The following is a 17,097-nucleotide window of genomic DNA, read 5'->3' as shown; positions in this document are numbered from 1 at the left end:
CGTATCCGGCAGACAATAGACCCATGCACGTTCCCTACGAAACCGAGAAGTTCTACTACGGCTTCCCCGTCTACATCCTCGCCTACCCGGATGAGGCCGTCGGCGTCGGCATCACGACGGGATCGTCCTCCTACTCGCTGGGCCAGATGGTCATGATCGGCTGCGACTCCACCACGCATGCCGCCCACTCGATCAAGCGCTCCGGCGTCTGTTCCCTCAATCTGTTCGGCGCCGAGGCCATGGGACTCTTTGAATACGCGGGAACAGTCTCGGGCGGCGACAAGCTCCGCGACGCGCACGTGCCGTCAAGCGATCACGATGGCATCCCCGTACTCGACGGCTCCCAGATGAGCCTGCTGTGCCGTGTCCTGGAGGCCACGGACGACGGCACTTACACACACTTCCGCTGCGAGATCACTCAGCGTCTGGTCGACTCCGCGCTCATCGATGACCGCGGTCACTTCCGCTACGAGGACCTGCGCACCGTGGAGTACGTGGGCGACGCTCGCAGGCGCATCTACCGATATTTCTCGGACAGGGTGGAGCGTTTTGGCACTTTCGTGCGCTCCTTCAAGGAGTCTCTACTCCCCTAGCGGAGCCAGCCCACAACGAAGGCCGGGGCCCCACGCGGGGTCCCCGGCCTCGTCGTTAGCGAGCTTCAGGCGCTCAGTCTTCCTCGGTGCCCGCGTACTTCGGGTTCGCGAGGTTCTCGGGCGAGAGGATGCGCTCGACCTCTTCCTCCGACAGGAGCTCCATGTCGTGGATGACCTCGCGGACCGTCTTACCCTCGGCCGCGGCGCGCTTACCCACGACGTCGCCCAGGTGGTGGCCGATCACGTCGTTGAAGTACGTGACGATGCCGATCGAGTTCTCCACGTAGCCGCGGCACACCTCTTCGTTGGCGGTGATGCCGGTGATGCAGCGCTCGCGCAGCGTATCGCAGGCATTCACGAGGAGGTTGATGGACTCGATGAGCGCCTGCGCGATCACGGGCTCCATGACGTTGAGCTGAAGCTGGCCCGCCTCGGCCGCCATGGTGACGGTCTGGTCGTTGCCGATGACCTTGAAGCACACCTGGTTGACGACCTCGGGGATGACAGGGTTGACCTTGGCCGGCATGATCGACGAACCCGCGGCCATCTTCGGCAGGTTGATCTCATTGAGGCCGGCGCGGGGACCGGAAGCGAGCAGGCGCAGGTCGTTGCAGACCTTGGACAGCTTGACGGCGCTGCGCTTGATCGTGGCGTGCATGGACACGTACGCACCGGTATCCGACGTCGCTTCGAGAAGGTTCGGCGAGCCGACGACGCGCGCACCCGTGATGCGGCGCAGGTGGCGCACGACGACCTGCTGGTAGCCGTCCGGGGTGTTCAGGCCGGTGCCGATCGCGGTCGCACCGAGGTTCGTCTCCAGGAGCAGCTCGGCGTTGTTGACGAGGCGCTCATCCTCCTCGCGCAGCGTGTGCGCGAAGGCGGAGAACTCGCTGCCCAGCGACATCGGAACGGCATCCTGGAGCTGCGTGCGGCCCATCGTCAGAATGTGGCGGAACTCGGCGCCCTTCTCATCGAAAGAGTCGGCGAGCTCGTCGATGGCCTTGCGCAGCCGGTTCACCTTGCGCCACAGGGCGATGCGGAACGCCGTCGGGTAGGCGTCGTTCGTCGACTGGGAGCGGTTGACGTGATCGTTGGGGTTGATGATGTCGTAGCGGCCCTTCTCCTCCCCCAGGATCTCGAGCGCCAGGTTCGCGATGACCTCGTTCGCATTCATGTTGACGGAGGTGCCGGCACCACCCTGGAACTGGTCGACGGGGAACTGGTCCATGCAACGGCCGTTTTCGATGATCTCGTCGCAGGCTGCGATGATCGCCTCGGCCTTGGCCGGCTTCATGGCCTTCAGCTGCATGTTCGCCATGGCGCACGCCTTCTTCACCTGCGCGAACGCGCGGATGAGTTCGGGTGCTTCATTGATCGTGTGACCCGAGATCTGATAGTTCTCGATTGCTCGCAGCGTATGAATGCCCCAGTACGCGTCCTCGGGTACTTCGCGGGTGCCGAGCAGATCTTCTTCGGTGCGGGTCAACGTTGTTCCTTCCGTCTGTTCGCCCGCCGGTTCATTCCGGCAGGTGCGCCTCCATGGTAGGCCCTGTAGGCCCGAAATTCCGGCACTTTACGAACATTGGAAGCGTCGTTGAAGCTCCGCTGGCACGGCCTTTCGCTAGTGATTGGACGCGGCGTCAGAAACGGCGTCAAGCAGGTCCGCGAGCGTCACCCATTCCTCGACCTGAGCGTCATTCAGCGTCACCTTCGCCTCGCGTTCCACGCGCGCGACGACGGCGTAGAGGGACACGTCGTCCATATCCAGATCGCCGCGCAGCGTGAGCTCTCCGCGCGCGTCTGCGGGATCGAGGTCCGCCTCGTCGAGCACGGCCTCCATCGCGGCCTCCCGGGCGCGGTCCTGGGCGGTCTCAGCGGCGCTTTCGGACGAGGCAGGGGCCGCGTCGGGCGCCTCGTCGGACGCATCGGAGTCGACCAGCTGCGCTAAGCCTGCACGCAGCTGGTCACCGAGCAGGTCGGCGATGGAGCCCATCAGCCGACCCGGTTATTGAGCCAGCGCACGGGTGCACCAGCGCCCGCGTGGCGGAAGGATTCCAGTTCGTCATCCCAGGCCTGGCCGAGAGCCAGATCAAGACCCTCGCGCAGCTCCTCGTACGTCGTGGCGGACTCCAGGGCCGCACGGATGCGGTCCTCGGGCACAACGACGTTGCCGATGGTGTCCATCTGGGAGTGGAAGATACCGAGGGAGGGCGTGTGGCACCAGCGGCCACCGTCGCTCGAGGCCGTTGCCTCCTCCGTCACCTCGTAACGCAGGTGCTCCCAACCGCGCAGAGCGGACGCCAAACGGGCGCCCGAGCCGGTCGGTCCGACCCACGAGAACTCGCAGCGAACCATGCCCGGCGCCGCTTCCTGGTCCGACCACTGGAGGTGAACCTCCTGGCCGAGCGCGGTGCCCAGCGCCCACTCGATGTGCGGGCACAGAGCGGGCGGTGTTGAGTGCACGAAAAGTACACCGCGGGTGTATGACCCTCTCATTGTTCCTCCTGTTGGCTTTGTCAGGATCGTCTTCCCCTACGCCCTAAACTGCCGTGAGTCGCAATGATCTGCGCCGAGACGGCGCACACGATGTGGTTACAGGATAGTCGAACGCGCCTGGGAATGCACTCCATTCCCCGGCGCGTCCACGCCTGCATGTGGCCAGATGCTCAGAAGCCAGCGTTGCGGATGTCGCGCAGCGCCTTCTTGCGGGTCGGGCGATCAAGACGGTCGATGTAGATGTGGCCGTCAAGGTGGTCGCACTCGTGCTGGATGCAGCGCGCCATGAGCTCCTCGCCCTCGACGACGACCTTCTTGCCGTCCAGGTCCGTGCCCTCGCAGCGCGCGTACCAGGCGCGCTCGGTCGGATACCACAGCTCGGGCACCGACAGGCACCCCTCGTCGCCGTCCTGGTACTCGTCTTCGCTCAGCGCGACGATGCGGGGGTTCAGCACGTAGCCGATCTCGCCGTCGATGTTCCAGGAGAACGCGCGCAGGCTGACGCCGATCTGGTTGGCGGCCAGGCCGGCACGGCCGTCCATGTCGACGCCCTCGAGCAGGTCCTCCACGAGTGCCTTCACGTTCGGCGTGATCTCCGTGATGGGATCGCAGACGGTACGCAGGACGGGGTCACCGATGATGCGGATGGGACGAATAGCCATGTCACTCCCCCTTCAGGGCTGCAGCGTGGAGCTCGCGCAGGCGCGCGACGGCTTCCTCAACGGGCACGACGATGGTCTCACCGGTGGCACGCACGCGGATCTCCACCTCGCCGTCGGCCAGCGAACGACCGACAACCAGGCCGAAGGGCACGCCCACGAGCTCGTAGTCCTTGAACTTCACGCCGGCGCTCACCTTACGGCGATCGTCGACGAGAACGTCCAGGCCGACCGCGTCGAGCTGCTCGCCCAGTGACTGCGCGGTCTCGAAGACCTCGTCGCCCTTGCCGGTGGCCAGGACGTGCACATCGAAGGGAGCGATCTGTGCGGGCCAGCTCAGGCCCTTGTCGTCGCAGTTGGCCTCGGCCAGCGCTGCCATCACGCGGGTAACACCGATGCCGTACGAGCCCATGGTGACGACCTGGGTCTTGCCGTTCTCGTCGAGGACGGTGAGGCCCAGGGCCTTGGCGTACTTGCGGCCCAGCTGGAAGATGTGGCCGATCTCAATGCCGCGCTCCAGGTGGAGGGGGCCCGAGCCGTCGGGCGCCAGGTCGCCCTCGCGCACCTCTGCGGCCTCGATCGTGCCGTCGGCGGTGAAGTCGCGACCCATGACGAGGTTGAGGACGTGACGCTGCTCGGCGTTCGCGCCTGTCACCCAGGCGGTACCCTCGACGACACGCGGGTCCACCAGGTAGCGCACGGAACCGGAGGCGTTGCCGTCCTCGTCCACGACGCGCTTGGGCGAGTTCGGTCCGAGAACCGTGGGGCCGATGTAGCCGCGCACCAGCTCGGGGTGCGGCTCAAAGTCGGAATCCGACGCCATCTCGACCTCGGCGGGGGCCACGGAGGCCTCGAGACGCTTCATGTCGATATCGCGGTCGCCGGGGATGCCCACCACGAGGAGCTCGCGCTCGCCATCCGGATGCGTCAGTGTGACGACGACGTTCTTCAGCGTGTCGGCGGCGGTCCAGGGGCGGTCCTCGCGCGGGTACTGCTCGTTGAGCAGGTCAACGAGCGACTCGATCGTCGGAGCGTCGGGGGTGGGCACCTCGAGGGGCGCGGGCACGCCGGACGCATCCTGAGCCTCGGGCACGGGGGTGGTCACAGCCTCGGCGTTGGCGGCGTAGCCACCCGGGGACGCCACGAAGGTGTCCTCGCCGATCGGTGAGGGGTGCAGGAACTCCTCGGAGCGCGAGCCGCCCATCGCGCCGCTCATCGCGGAGACGATGACGTAGCGCAGGCCCAGGCGCTGGAAGATGCGCTCGTAGGTGTCACGCTCGGCCTGGTAGGAGGCGTTCAGGCCCTCGTCGTCAATGTCGAAGGAGTAGGCGTCCTTCATCACGAACTCGCGGCCGCGGATCAGGCCGGCGCGCGGACGAGCCTCGTCGCGGTACTTCGTCTGAATCTGATACAGCGTGGCGGGCAGGTCCTTGTACGAGGAGTACATGTCCTTCACCAGCAGGGTGAACATTTCCTCGTGCGTGGGGGCCAGAAGGTAGTCGCCGCCCTTACGGTCGTTGAGCTTGAACAGCGTCGGGCCGTACTCTTCCCAGCGGTTCGTGGCCTTGTAGGGTTCTGCGGGGATTAGGCCCGGGAAGTGAACTTCCTGAGCGCCCATCGCGTCCATCTCCTCGCGGACGATGTCCTCGATCTTGCGCAGGGTCCGCAGACCGAGGGGCAGCCACGTGTAGATGCCGGGTGCGGAGCGGCGGATATAGCCGGCACGCACCAGAAGCTTGTGCGAATTGACCTCGGCGTCGGCCGGGTCTTCACGCAGGGTTCGCAGGAAGAAAGTCGAGAGATTTCGAAGCATGCTCCAAGAGTACGGCACGCACAGGGCCCGGGGCCACCGGCACAGCCGCGTAGCCCCTCATCGGCACGTCAGCGAAACTCTCAGATAACCGCGCGGGTGCCGAGCTCGCGTTCACGGGCACCCGGGTGCGACGCGTAGTAGCGGCGGGCCATCCAACCCGGGTATGCCCACGCGGGCAGACCACCGAAGTAGAGGGCCTGAACAGCGGCAGCACCCATCAGGGCGAGCACACCGATGACGAGGCCGAGCGAACCAAGCGTGTCGAGGCCGCGTGCCTCGCGCGCCATCAGATCCGCGGTCAGGAACCACAGGAGAGACAGGAGCGGCATCAGGGGCCACACGACGCGCCCCATCTCACCGGCCGCGTGTCCGGCACCGAGCTCGAGACGCACCGAGACACGGCGCGCGCTGGCGCCAATGCCGAACCAGGCCCACGCCCACACGAGAGCGATAGCGAGACCGACGAGTGCGATCAGGGCGGTGGAGTTGGACACAGCGTCCCCCTTCGGACAAAGCAACATCCCCGTTGGCGTTGCGTACTAGGTGATACTACAACATCAACGGGGATTGCTGTCCAACCGAAAAGGCGGGAACGAGACTAATCAGGCATCAACGAGGCCACCGACGCACGCATCGCGCAGATCGCGCAGCATGGACAGCGACGACAGCGACTCGGCGGCGACGCCCGCCCACGCGAGCGCACGGTCGCGCCCCTCGGCCACGTGACGCTCGCGGATATGCAGAAGCGTGCGCGAGGGCGAGAGCGGCAGGAGGGCAATGACGCAGGTGCCCGAGGCCTCGGCCCCTTCCGGGGCGGCCGGAGGTGCGACGCGCATCAGGATGTGGTCCTCATCCTCGATGTCGATGATCGTGGACTCGTCCTCGGGCTCAAAGACGTGGCCAAGCACATCCCAGACGACCGACGCGGGTGCGTCGATCGCGATACCGCGGTCGACCACAACGTTGGCTCCGGGGAGAATCAGGTCGCCGGGCAGCGACACGTCCGCCTGCGAAGCCGTCAGGCCGATACGACGAGGAAAACCAGTGGCCGCGACGGCGCACACGCCAGCAACCAGGGACAGGCACGCGAGAGTACGAATACGCATGGATTGCTCCTCAAAAAGCTCAGAAGTCGATGCCCGGGAGCTTGACGTCCGGGGCGGTAATCGGGGCGACCTCGACGCTGCCGGAACCCGGCTCGAGGCCAAGCTCCTCGGCGAGGGCGTTTGCGCGGCGGATCAGGGTCTCAACGATCTGATCCTCGGGAACGGTCTCGACGACCTCGCCGCGGATGAAGATCTGGCCCTTGCCGTTGCCCGATGCGACACCCAGGTCGGCCTCGCGCGCTTCACCCGGGCCGTTGACAACGCAGCCCATGACGGCGACGCGCAGCGGAACGGTCAGGTCCTTGAGGCCCTCAGTCACGTCTTCGGCAAGCGTCCACACGTCCACCTGCGCGCGACCACAGGACGGGCACGAGACAATCTCGAGCGTCTTCTCGCGCAGGCCCATGAACTCCAGCATCTTCGTGCCCACCTTGATCTCCTCGACGGGAGGAGCGGACAGCGAGACACGGATCGTGTCGCCGATGCCCTCAGCCAGCAGAACGGAGAAGGCGGACACGGACTTGATGGTGCCCTGGAACGCGGGGCCGGCCTCGGTCACGCCGAGGTGCAGGGGCCAATCCCCCGCCTCGGACAGCATGCGGTAGGCCTGAATCATCGTCAGCACATCGTGGTGCTTGACGGAGATCTTGAAATCGTGGAAGTCATTCTCCTCGAACAGCGAGGCCTCCCAGATCGCGGACTCGACGAGGGCCTCGGGTGTCGCGCGACCGTACTTCTTGAGCAGTCGCGGATCCAGAGAACCGGCGTTGACGCCAATGCGCAGCGACACTCCGTGGTCAGAGGCGGCCTTGCAGATGTCCTTCACCTGGTCATCGAACTTGCGGATGTTGCCCGGGTTCACGCGAACCGCACCACAGCCGGCCTCGATCGCCTGGAACACGTACTTCGGCTTGAAGTGGATGTCAGCGATCACCGGGATCCGCGATTGCTTGGCGATGATCGGCAGCGCGTCCGCGTCCTTATCCGTCGGGCACGCCACACGCACAATGTCGCAGCCAGCGGCCGTCAGCTCTGCGATCTGCTGCAGCGTCGCACCAATATCGTGCGTCTTCGTGGTCGTCATGGACTGAACGGATACGCGGGCGCCCCCGCCCACGGGCACGTCACCGACCATGATCCGACGCGTCTGCTTGCGCGGGAACGGCGACGCCGCGACTTCGGGCATACCAAGGTTGATTTCACTCACCGATTCATTATCGCGCACTGTGCGCATCCTTCCCACACGGACCACGCACGCGTGGTCAGGCTCGCTTTCGTCGGCGGCTCCTCCGCCCACCTCACTACCGGGTCGTCAGCCCAGCGACACCGGCTTGACGATATCCGCCACGATCAAAATGACACTCATAGCGACCAGCAGACCGCCCACCGCCCACGTCAGGGGTACCAGGCGAGCGGTATCCGCCGGACCGGGATCCTCTGCCCCGCGCACACGAGCAATCATGCGTCGCACCCCCTCATACACGGCACCGAGAATGTGCCCGCCATCCAGGGGCGGCAACGGAATGAGGTTGAAAACAAACAGGGCCATGTTGAGCGATGCCAAAAGGCTCAGCAACACCGCAACAACCTGACGAGTATCCTGCAGGCCCAACGCCTGAGAATCGCCCGTCACCTCACCGGCCAGGCGGCCCACACCCACCACGGACACAACACCGGAGGAGTCCCGCTTTTCGTCGGTAAACACCGAGCGGCCCACCTGCCACACCGCCTGCGGCAGCCGCGTCACAACCGCCGTCGTCCCGGTAAACATCTGCCAGTTGGCGGCGGCCACGTCAGACAGTGAGGCCGACACATACTCGTAACCGGCGGTCACGCCGACAATGCGCGCCCCCTGAGATCCCGTCACCGGAGACACCCTCAGGTCGACGGTGCCACCGTCGCGCTCGACCGTCAGCACAGCGGACTCACCCTCCTGGGTGGCTCCCACAGCGCGCTGCAGGTCAGCGAAAGTGGCCACAGGCTGCCCGTTCCACGCGACGACCGTATCCCCGGGACGAACCCCGGCCTCGTACGCGGGAGAGGACACCTCCCCCGACGCGCTCGTCACCGTGGTCGGCACCTCCGCGATGGTGCGTGACGCCGTCGGGGCACCAATACCCATCATGGCGATGGCGGAGAGCACGAAGCAGATGAGCAGGTTCATCAATGGACCACCGAGCATGACGGTGATCTTCTTCGGAGCGCTCAAGTGATAGAACGCGCGGTGCTCCTGCCCTTCTGGGATCTCCTCGGCCGAGGCCTCGCGCGCCTCTTGGGCGAGAGTCGGCTTACCGCCGCGGCCCACGAGGCGCGTGCCCGGGCGCGCGGGTGCGTACATGCCGACGATCTTCACGTAGCCGCCCAGCAAAATTGCGCGCAGGGCATACGTCGTGTCGCCGATCTTCTTCTTCCACAGCGCAGGCCCAAAGCCCACCGCGTAATCGGGAACGAGGACACCGAACTTCTTCGCGGGGACCATGTGCCCCACCTCGTGAAGGGCGACAGACGCCAAAATTCCGATGACGACAACGACGATACCGACGAGAGAGCCCACGCTCACATATCCTTCCACTGGCCGGCGCGAACAATCTCGCGTGCGCGCTGATCAGCCCAGCGCTGCGCGGCCACAATATCTTCCAACGAGGGATCGGCAACACCCTCGTGCTCGTGCACGACCGTCGAGACCGTGTCGACAATCGCCAGCCACGGGACGTCCCCAGCGATGAAGGCATCAACCAGCACCTCGTTCGCGGCGTTGAGCACCGCGGGGTGTGTCGCCGACGCGGCGACCGCGAAGCGCGCGAGGTCGATGGCGGGGAACGTCTCGTTATCAACCGGCTCGAACGTCCATTCAGAGCCGCACGCCCAGGTCAGAGGGTTCTCCACGTCATCCAGGCGCTCCGGCCATGTCAAACCAAGCGCGATCGGCAGACGCATATCCGGGGGCGACGCCTGAAGCGTCGTCGCGCCATCGCACCACGTCACCATCGAGTGCACGATGGACTGGGGGTGAACAGTTGCGACAATGTGTTCGGGTGCCACATCAAAGAGCAGGTGTGCTTCGATGAGTTCCAGTCCCTTGTTGATGAGCGTCGACGAATTAATCGTGACGACGGGACCCATCTGCCACGTCGGGTGCGCGAGCGCCTGCTCTGCACGCACACCCCGCAGCTGGTCGCGCGTTCGACCACGGAACGGACCCCCCGACGCTGTCAGCACGAGGTCGGCAACCTCGGAACGCCCCGACACAACAGGAGAGGTCAGACCACGCTCGTGCACGCCCGAGGCAAGGGCCTGAGCGATCGCCGAATGCTCGGAGTCCACGGGGACGATCTGCCCCGGGAAACGCATGGCGTTCTTCACAAGGGCGCCACCAACGACGAGAGACTCCTTGTTCGCCAACGCCAAACGAGCACCGCACTGCAGAGCCGCAAGCGTCGACGATAGGCCCACTCCCCCAGTGATGCCGTTGAGCACCACCGGCGTCGCACTCGGGTACAACTGCGTCGCACGTTCCACCGACGCACACACGACCTCAACCGACGCGTGTTCACCGACGAATACCTCGGGGCATGTACCGCCCAACGACGCGACGGCAGCCGCCAGCTCCTCGCGCACGTCGCGAGCCACACCCACGTACGTGGGATTCAGAGCGACAATCTGCACCGCAAGCTCAGTAATTGATGCACCGCCCGCGCTCACACCGATCACGTCGAAACGCCCGCTGTGTGCTTCGATCACCTCACGCGCCTGGGTACCGATCGAACCCGTCGATCCCAGCAGCACGACGGGAATTGTGGACGTATGTTCCTCCACCAACACGGGCATCAGTCGACCGCGAGCAGGATCTCGACCGCACGGCCCAAGTACGCGTCGACCGGACCTTCCGCGTAGGCCTTCTTGCCTCGCTTGGGCCGGAAAGTCGCCGTACGGATTTCCTCGGCGGTCAGATCGCCTGCCTCGTCGAAGTACGCGGCGATACGATCCAGAAGATCATCAACCTCGTCGCAGGCGTAACCGCGGCCCGAGGTCGGGTGCGAGAAGCGCTCACCGCGGGGACGCTGGAGGCGCGGGTACAGCGTCGTCGCGCGGTCCGCCACGCGGTCGTACCACGCGGCCTCCCCCTCGGCGGCGACGGAATCCGCGCGATCACGGTTGACGAACGCTGCTTCCAGACGGTTCATCGCCCCATCAACGGCTTCGATGTCGTAACCGCGGCTCTTCAGCTCGAACGTCGCCAGACGCACCTGCTCAGAGCTGAACTGCTCCGGAGGGACGCCACCCTCGTAGGCGCGACGCGCATCCTCAAAAAAAGCATCGACCTGTGCGCAGTCGTAGCCCTTCGAGAAGAGACCAACCCTAGGAAACTCAGTCATGACTACTCCTTTTCCTGTGTCATGGAACGAAGAATCTGATCGACGGCCTCAGGCGTGCCGAAATCAGCATACTCAGAGGAAGCGGGAGTCGGCTCCACACCTGGGAGCCTCGCAGCGTGAACGTCACTTCCAGCACTATTCTCATGCTGCGTCACCCGCCGACGCTCGGCATGACGCAGCATCTCAATGAGACGGTCGATCTCCGCGTCGACCTCCTCGTCATTGAAACCGCGCAGCTTCACAGAAAACTCCACATCCAGAGCCTTCTGAGCCGTCACGACCCTGTCTGGGTCCGTCTCCTCGCCCATCAGTGTGCGCTCAACGTCCGCGAGAAACGTCAGGACCTCGTTCGCGTCGTAACCCATGCGCAAGAAACTGCGAGAAAACTCTGTCCTGATCACGCGCGCGCCTCCCTGACCGGTCGCTTACCCTCAGCAACCGCTGTGGCCAGCTGCCCGCACGCCCCATCGATATCCGAACCGCGCGTATCTCGAATCGACGTCGCAATGCCGTTGTCACGCAGGCGCTTGACGAATGCCTCCTGGGCGCTGCGCGTCGACGCCGTCCAAATAGAACCCGGCGTGGGGTTGAGAGGAATCGGGTTGACGTGCACCCAGCCGTGGCCTCGTTTATTCAGCTCGTCGGCCAACAGCTGCGCGCGCCATTCCTGATCGTTCATGTCCTTGATCAGTGCGTATTCGATCGACACACGTCGCCCCGTGGCCAGGAAGTAGGCACGAGCAGCATCCAGGAGTTCGCCGACTTTCCATCGCGAGTTGATCGGGATCAGTTCGTCACGCAGATCATCGTCGGGGGCGTGCAGCGAGACCGCGAGGGTCACAGGCATGCCCTCCCCCGCCAACTTCTTGATCGCCGGAACCAGGCCAACAGTAGAGACGGTGATGTTGCGAGCGCTCATGCCGAAGCCCTCGGGCGCCGGATCGATCAGGCGATGCAGGGCAGCGACAACGGTCTTGTAGTTGGCGAGAGGCTCACCCATGCCCATAAAAACAACGTTCGACAGGGTCGTCGGCCCGCCCGCCAGCTTACCGTCACGGCACGAGGCCTGGGCCTCGCGCACCTGATCGACGATCTCGGCGGTCGACAGGTTACGCGTCAGGCCCATCTGGCCCGTCGCGCAGAACGGACACGCCATACCGCAGCCCGCCTGCGAGGACACGCACAGGGTGGTGCGCTGCGGGTAGCGCATGAGAACAGACTCAACCTGCGCGCCGTCGTACAGCCGCCACAGATCCTTAATCGTGCGACCGCCGTCAGCCTCGAGAGAGACCACCTTCGTCACGAGGCCGGGAAGGAGCGCCTCCGACACCGCGTCGCGCATTCCCACCGGGATATCGCTCATCTTCGCGGGATCCGCTTCGAAATGCGTGAAGTAGTGACGCGAAAGCTGATCGGCGCGGAAACCCGGCAGGCCAAGATCCTTCAGCACCTGCTTGCGGCCTGCCGCATCCAGGTCGGCGAGGTGCGACGGCGCCTTACCCCGCCGCTTCGCAGTGAACGACAGAACCGGCTTTGCGTCCTTGTGCGTCGCGCCCTCCGGCGGCTGGTCCGTCGGGCGCACCTCACGGCGCGAGCTACGGCGCTGAAGGTCAGCCAGGCTCGTCGCCATACGTTCGTGAGACCCGCGAGGTTCCTTCGTCGATTGACTCAATGGCTAGACTCCCAAGAAATACCCGGCAGCGCCCACGCGAAAATAAAGTAGGCAACCGGCGCGCTCATGAGCAGCGCGTCCACTCGGTCGAGAACGCCGCCGTGCCCAGGCAGGATCTGCGACATGTCTTTCAGACCTGCCTCACGCTTGATCAGCGACTCTGTCAGGTCCCCCATCGTCCCCACGAAAGCAATGGCGATACCGGCGATGAGGCCCCACCACCAGGCGGCGCCGAGTAGCCACAGACCCACCGAGCCGACAGCCATCGCGGTAATCGCGGAACCGGCGAAGCCCTCCCACGACTTCTTCGGAGACAGAGCGGGAGCCATCGGGTGCTTGCCGAACATGACGCCGGCAGCCCAGCCACCCGTGTCGTTGGCAATCACCATCAGCTCGAAGACAACGAACACCCACGGGTTATGCCATGCCGCGAGCATCAGGACAACGAAAGACGCGAGGAAGGGAACGTACACGGCCGCAAACGTCGAGGATACGACGTCACTCATGCGCGATTCCTGACGATGATCGAGCAAACGCCACGCCGCACACACAAACACCGTGATGTACAGAGCGAAGAGCATACCTTCGCTGCCAAGCCACCACGCGCAGGTCACCATGCCGATGGAGCCGACGTACAGCGGCGTGACCGTCAGGGTGACGCCCATGCGCGCAAACGCACCCGCCAGCTCCCAAATACCAACGAGGCACACAAAAGCGATGACGCCAACGAACGCAGGCAGCGACGTAAACAGCGGTACCGCAACTGCGGCAATCAGGACAACCGCAGTGGTAATTGCCTGCGGCATGTTACGCCCGGCCTTCCCCGTCGACCCACTCGCGGGATGATTGTCGCGAGTGGGCCCCGGGGAAAAGACTCGGGCAAGAATCGAACGATCAGTTGATGCCATCAGATCGTCAGCAGTTCGCTTTCCTTCGTGGCGAGCATCTTGTCGATCTGCTCGGTGTGAGCCTTGGTCATGGCGTCCAGCGACTTTTCAGCGCGATCGACGTCGTCCTCGGAGGCCTCGCCATCCTTCTTCAGGCGGTCGAGCTGATCCTTGGCCTTACGGCGCACGCCACGCACGGACACGCGACCGTCCTCAGCCTTGCTCTTGGCCTGCTTGACGTATTCCTTGCGGCGTTCCTCAGTCAGGGCGGGCAGAACGACGCGCACAACGTTGCCATCGTCGGTCGGGTTGACGCCGAGGTCGGACTCGCGCAGCGTGCGGATGATCTCCTGCGTCGCGGTGCGGTCGAAGGGCGAGATGAGAACAGTACGGGCCTCGGGAATCTGGAAGCTCGCAAGCTGCTGCATCGGCGTGGGGGCGCCGTAGTAGTCAACCATCAGCTGCTCAAACATCGAGGAGGTCGCACGTCCGGTGCGAATATTCGCAAACTCGTGGCTGGCCGCGTCCACGGCCTTGTCCATCTTTTCCTCGGCTTCGAGGAGAATATCGTCGATCACTATGTGCTCCTTATAAGTCAGTGGTCTGTGAAGGTTATATCACGCCGTCACTAGGGTACCGATTTCATCGCCCATCAGCGCGCGGGTGACCGCACCGTCGCCGCCCATGCCGAAGATGCGGGTGGTCAGCCCGTTGTCGCGGCACAGCGCCAGCGCAGATCCGTCGATCACCTTCAGATCGCGGCGCAGAGCCTCCGAGTACGTCAGCGTGTCGAATCGGTGGGCATCGGGGTTCTTGTTCGGATCGTCGTCGTACACGCCATCCACGCCGTTCTTGGCAACGAGGAGTTCGTCGCAGTGAATCTCAAGGGCGCGCTGTGCTGAAACGGTGTCCGTGGAGAAGTATGGGAGGCCGGCACCTGCGCCGAAGACGACCACGCGGCCCTTTTCCAGGTGACGAATCGCTCGAAGCGGCAGGTAGGGCTCGGCAACTTGCGCCATCGTGATCGCGGTCTGCACGCGGGCGGGGACACCCGACTGGTCGATGAAGTCCTGGAGTGCCAGAGCGTTCATCACGGTACCGAGCATGCCCATGTAGTCTGCTCGCGAACGCTCGAGGCCCTCTCGCGCAAGCTGAGCGCCACGGAAGAAGTTACCGCCGCCCACGACGATCGCAACCTGCACGCCCTCGCGCACTGCCGTCGCGACCTGCTCCGCAATGTTGCGGACGACCTTGGGGTCCAGGCCAATCGATCCACCTCCGAATGCCTCTCCGGACAGCTTGAGCAAAACGCGGCGGTTCGTCGACATGACGCTTCTCCTTTGTAACGGCCCGGGAAGGGCGGAACGGTTAAGAACCATACTACCTGGTAAAAGGGAAGCGGCCCCGCCGTTCGGCGGGACCGCTCCCATTTGTCAGCAAGCTGACGACGTGGCCAGATCAGGCACCGACGTGCACGCGCACGAAGTTGGTGACCGTGGCGCCGGCCTCCTTGAGGACCTGAGCAACGGACTTCGAGGGGTCACGCGCGAAGGCCTGGTCAACGAGGCAGTTGTCCTTGTAGAACGCGTTCAGGCGGCCCTCAACGATCTTGGGAACGATGTTGGCGGGCTTGCCTTCCTCAAGCGTGATCTTCTCGAGGGTAGCGCGCTCCTTCTCGAGCACGTCGGCCGGAACCGAATCGCGATCGAGGTAGGCGGGCATGTAGGCGGCAACGTGCATCGCGATGTCGTGGGCAACGGACTTGCCGGCGGCATCGGTGACGACGAAGACGCCAACCTGCGGGGGCAGGTCGGGGTTGGTCTGGTGCAGGTAGAGGTCGACGTTCTCGCCCTCAACGCGCACGATGCGGCCAACCTGCAGCTTCTCGCCAATGATGGCGGCGAAAGCGTCCAGGCGGTCCTTGACGGTGCCCTCGCCCATGGGGGAGGCGAGCAGCGCGTCCAGGTCGGCGGCACCAGAAGCGACGGCGGCGGCCAGGACCTCGTTGGAGAAGTCGATGAACTTCTGGTTCTTGGCAACGAAGTCCGTCTCGGAGTTGACCTCGACCAGCACGCCGACGGTGCCGTCGGTCTGCGCGGCCAGCAGGCCGGCGGAGGCCTGGCGGCCCTCGCGCTTGGACAGGGACTTCAGGCCCTTCAGGCGGATGATCTCGAGGGCCTTCTCGGCGTCGCCGTCGGCCTCGGTCAGAGCCTTCTTGACATCCATCATGCCGGCGCCGGTCTGCTCACGCAGCGCCTTCACATCTGCAGCGGTGAAATTCGCCATCGGATGATTCCTCTCAGTAAAAAGTTCAGTCCTGCTTGGTGGTCGACTCTTCGGCGACCTCAGCGGCGGCAGCCTCGTCGGCCTTAACCTCGCCCTCGAGGAGCTCGCGCTCCCACTCGGCCAGCGGCTCAGCGGCGGTCTCTTCGCCCTTGCCCTTGCGCACGTCGGAGCGGGCGATGAGGCCCTCGGCGACGGCGTCGGCGATCACGCGGGTCAGCAGCGCGACGGCGCGGATGGCGTCATCGTTGCCGGGGATGCGGTAGTCGACCTCGTCGGGATCAGCGTTGGTGTCGAGGATGGCGACGATCGGGATGCGCAGCTTGCGAGCCTCGGAGACCGCGAGGTGCTCCTTCTTGGGGTCGACGATCCACACGGCCGAGGGAACCTTGGTCATGTCGCGGATGCCGCCCAGGGTGCGCGAGAGCTTGTCCTTCTCGCGGCGCATCATGAGCAGTTCCTTCTTGGTGTGACCGGAGGAGGCCACGTCGTCGAAGTCGATCTGCTCGAGTTCCTTCAGGCGCTGCAGACGGGTGGCAACGGTCGAGAAGTTGGTGAGCATGCCGCCGAGCCAACGGTGGTTCACGTAGGGCATGCCGACGCGCTGGGCCTGCTCGGCCACGGCTTCCTGAGCCTGCTTCTTGGTGCCAACGAAGAGCAGGGTGCCACCGTGGGCGACGGTCTGCTTCACGAAGTCGAAAGCGATGTCGATGTCAGCAATGGTCTGCTGCAGGTCGATGATGTAGATGCCGTTGCGCTCGGTGAGGATGAAGCGCTTCATCTTCGGGTTCCAACGGCGAGTCTGGTGGCCGAAGTGGACACCGGACTCGAGGAGCTGACGCATGGTAACGATTGCCATGGTTCGTCCTTTCCCCGCAAGTCGCGAGTGATCAGTGGGGTTTCCCCCGGGGTTATCGGTTTGCTGTGCGCGTTACGCACCCTGGTGCCATGACCGGCGACCATCCCCGAAGGGACCGAAGCCGCCGCGCCTCGCTCCCCTGGCGGTTTCCCGTGGGTCGCGATAATGGCACGCGAAGTCACCTGCACAGAGCAAGTGCCCGGCTATCTTACCTCACAAGTGCACACATGTCCGACACCAGGCGGATGAGACGTTGCCTACTGGATTCATCGTCGACGAGGCCGAGGCCACCTGTCGCGTCCGTGTACCGACCACTCGTTATCCACAGGACCAATTCCGAAGTCACCCATATC

General features: G+C 64.7%; 19 protein-coding genes. 1 reads left to right on the top strand and 18 read right to left on the bottom strand.

From position 1 onward, the window contains the following. The first annotated feature begins 23 nt into the window (after positions 1 to 23). On the top strand, positions 24 to 593 hold the full coding sequence (locus HMPREF1137_RS03055) for a flavin reductase (protein WP_007588754.1): 570 nt from the start codon (positions 24 to 26) through the stop codon (positions 591 to 593). Between the two features lie 73 nt (positions 594 to 666). Here the strand turns inward: HMPREF1137_RS03055 and aspA are convergent, their stop codons facing one another. The 18 genes from aspA to rpsB form a co-directional block, all read right to left on the bottom strand. Beyond that, positions 667 to 2,079: an aspartate ammonia-lyase gene (gene aspA / locus HMPREF1137_RS03050; RefSeq protein WP_007588702.1), complete on the bottom strand. Its 1,413-nt coding sequence runs from the start codon at positions 2,077 to 2,079 to the stop codon at positions 667 to 669. 135 nt (positions 2,080 to 2,214) lie between these two features. Continuing rightward, the gene (locus HMPREF1137_RS03045; RefSeq protein WP_007588801.1) at positions 2,215 to 2,586 is read right to left on the bottom strand and encodes a phosphopantetheine-binding protein; all 372 of its coding nucleotides are present in this window, start codon (positions 2,584 to 2,586) and stop codon (positions 2,215 to 2,217) included. Beyond that, on the bottom strand, positions 2,586 to 3,089 hold the full coding sequence (locus tag HMPREF1137_RS03040) for a DUF3145 domain-containing protein (RefSeq protein ID WP_034496534.1): 504 nt from the start codon (positions 3,087 to 3,089) through the stop codon (positions 2,586 to 2,588). The genes HMPREF1137_RS03045 and HMPREF1137_RS03040 overlap by 1 nt, the downstream gene beginning before the upstream one ends. 170 nt (positions 3,090 to 3,259) lie before the next feature. Continuing rightward, positions 3,260 to 3,751: a peptide deformylase gene (def, locus tag HMPREF1137_RS03035; protein WP_007588752.1), complete on the bottom strand. Its 492-nt coding sequence runs from the start codon at positions 3,749 to 3,751 to the stop codon at positions 3,260 to 3,262. A gap of 1 nt (position 3,752) precedes the next feature. After that, positions 3,753 to 5,561 (bottom strand): proline--tRNA ligase, encoded by a 1,809-nt coding sequence (locus HMPREF1137_RS03030; RefSeq protein WP_007588791.1) that lies wholly within the window; start codon positions 5,559 to 5,561, stop codon positions 3,753 to 3,755. A gap of 80 nt (positions 5,562 to 5,641) precedes the next feature. Further along, positions 5,642 to 6,082 (bottom strand): hypothetical protein, encoded by a 441-nt coding sequence (locus tag HMPREF1137_RS03025; RefSeq protein ID WP_034496531.1) that lies wholly within the window; start codon positions 6,080 to 6,082, stop codon positions 5,642 to 5,644. A gap of 81 nt (positions 6,083 to 6,163) precedes the next feature. Then, entirely contained in the window at positions 6,164 to 6,667 is a 504-nt protein-coding gene (locus HMPREF1137_RS03020; protein ID WP_007588762.1) for a hypothetical protein, read from the bottom strand. A 19-nt stretch (positions 6,668 to 6,686) separates the two neighbouring features. Further along, positions 6,687 to 7,853, bottom strand: coding sequence for a flavodoxin-dependent (E)-4-hydroxy-3-methylbut-2-enyl-diphosphate synthase (ispG, locus tag HMPREF1137_RS03015; RefSeq protein WP_034496559.1), 1,167 nt, complete (start codon positions 7,851 to 7,853; stop codon positions 6,687 to 6,689). Positions 7,854 to 7,979: 126 nt separating this feature from the next. Then, on the bottom strand, positions 7,980 to 9,221 hold the full coding sequence (locus HMPREF1137_RS03010; protein ID WP_007588715.1) for a M50 family metallopeptidase: 1,242 nt from the start codon (positions 9,219 to 9,221) through the stop codon (positions 7,980 to 7,982). A gap of 2 nt (positions 9,222 to 9,223) precedes the next feature. Beyond that, the gene (gene dxr / locus HMPREF1137_RS03005) at positions 9,224 to 10,495 is read right to left on the bottom strand and encodes a 1-deoxy-D-xylulose-5-phosphate reductoisomerase (RefSeq protein ID WP_050980927.1); all 1,272 of its coding nucleotides are present in this window, start codon (positions 10,493 to 10,495) and stop codon (positions 9,224 to 9,226) included. After that, positions 10,495 to 11,043: a DivIVA domain-containing protein gene (locus tag HMPREF1137_RS03000; RefSeq protein ID WP_007588725.1), complete on the bottom strand. Its 549-nt coding sequence runs from the start codon at positions 11,041 to 11,043 to the stop codon at positions 10,495 to 10,497. Before HMPREF1137_RS03000 ends, dxr begins: the two co-directional genes overlap by 1 nt. Positions 11,044 to 11,045: 2 nt before the next feature. Beyond that, positions 11,046 to 11,408, bottom strand: a complete 363-nt coding sequence (locus HMPREF1137_RS02995; RefSeq protein ID WP_034496557.1) for a DivIVA domain-containing protein — start codon at positions 11,406 to 11,408, stop codon at positions 11,046 to 11,048. Between the two features lie 32 nt (positions 11,409 to 11,440). Further along, positions 11,441 to 12,673, bottom strand: a complete 1,233-nt coding sequence (rlmN, locus tag HMPREF1137_RS02990) for a dual-specificity RNA methyltransferase RlmN (RefSeq protein ID WP_007588736.1) — start codon at positions 12,671 to 12,673, stop codon at positions 11,441 to 11,443. Between the two features lie 38 nt (positions 12,674 to 12,711). Beyond that, positions 12,712 to 13,623 carry a phosphatidate cytidylyltransferase gene (locus HMPREF1137_RS02985; protein WP_034496528.1) on the bottom strand — a complete coding sequence of 304 codons (912 nt, stop codon included), beginning with the start codon at positions 13,621 to 13,623 and terminating at the stop codon, positions 12,712 to 12,714. Then, complete coding sequence (frr, locus tag HMPREF1137_RS02980) at positions 13,623 to 14,180, bottom strand: ribosome recycling factor (RefSeq protein ID WP_007588703.1); 558 nt, start codon at positions 14,178 to 14,180, stop codon at positions 13,623 to 13,625. Before frr ends, HMPREF1137_RS02985 begins: the two co-directional genes overlap by 1 nt. 39 nt (positions 14,181 to 14,219) lie before the next feature. Further along, a complete protein-coding gene (pyrH, locus tag HMPREF1137_RS02975) occupies positions 14,220 to 14,930 on the bottom strand; it encodes a UMP kinase (RefSeq protein ID WP_003795332.1) in 711 nt (236 codons plus the stop codon). A 130-nt stretch (positions 14,931 to 15,060) separates the two neighbouring features. Further along, entirely contained in the window at positions 15,061 to 15,888 is an 828-nt protein-coding gene (gene tsf / locus HMPREF1137_RS02970; RefSeq protein WP_007588737.1) for a translation elongation factor Ts, read from the bottom strand. A gap of 25 nt (positions 15,889 to 15,913) precedes the next feature. Continuing rightward, positions 15,914 to 16,744, bottom strand: a complete 831-nt coding sequence (gene rpsB / locus HMPREF1137_RS02965; RefSeq protein WP_007588730.1) for a 30S ribosomal protein S2 — start codon at positions 16,742 to 16,744, stop codon at positions 15,914 to 15,916. Between the last annotated feature and the right edge of the window lie 353 nt (positions 16,745 to 17,097).

This window comes from Actinomyces sp. ICM39 (assembly GCF_000282935.1).
GTDB classification, from domain to species: Bacteria; Actinomycetota; Actinomycetes; order Actinomycetales; family Actinomycetaceae; genus Pauljensenia; species Pauljensenia odontolytica_B.
This window is presented reverse-complemented; position numbering and strand designations above follow the sequence as displayed.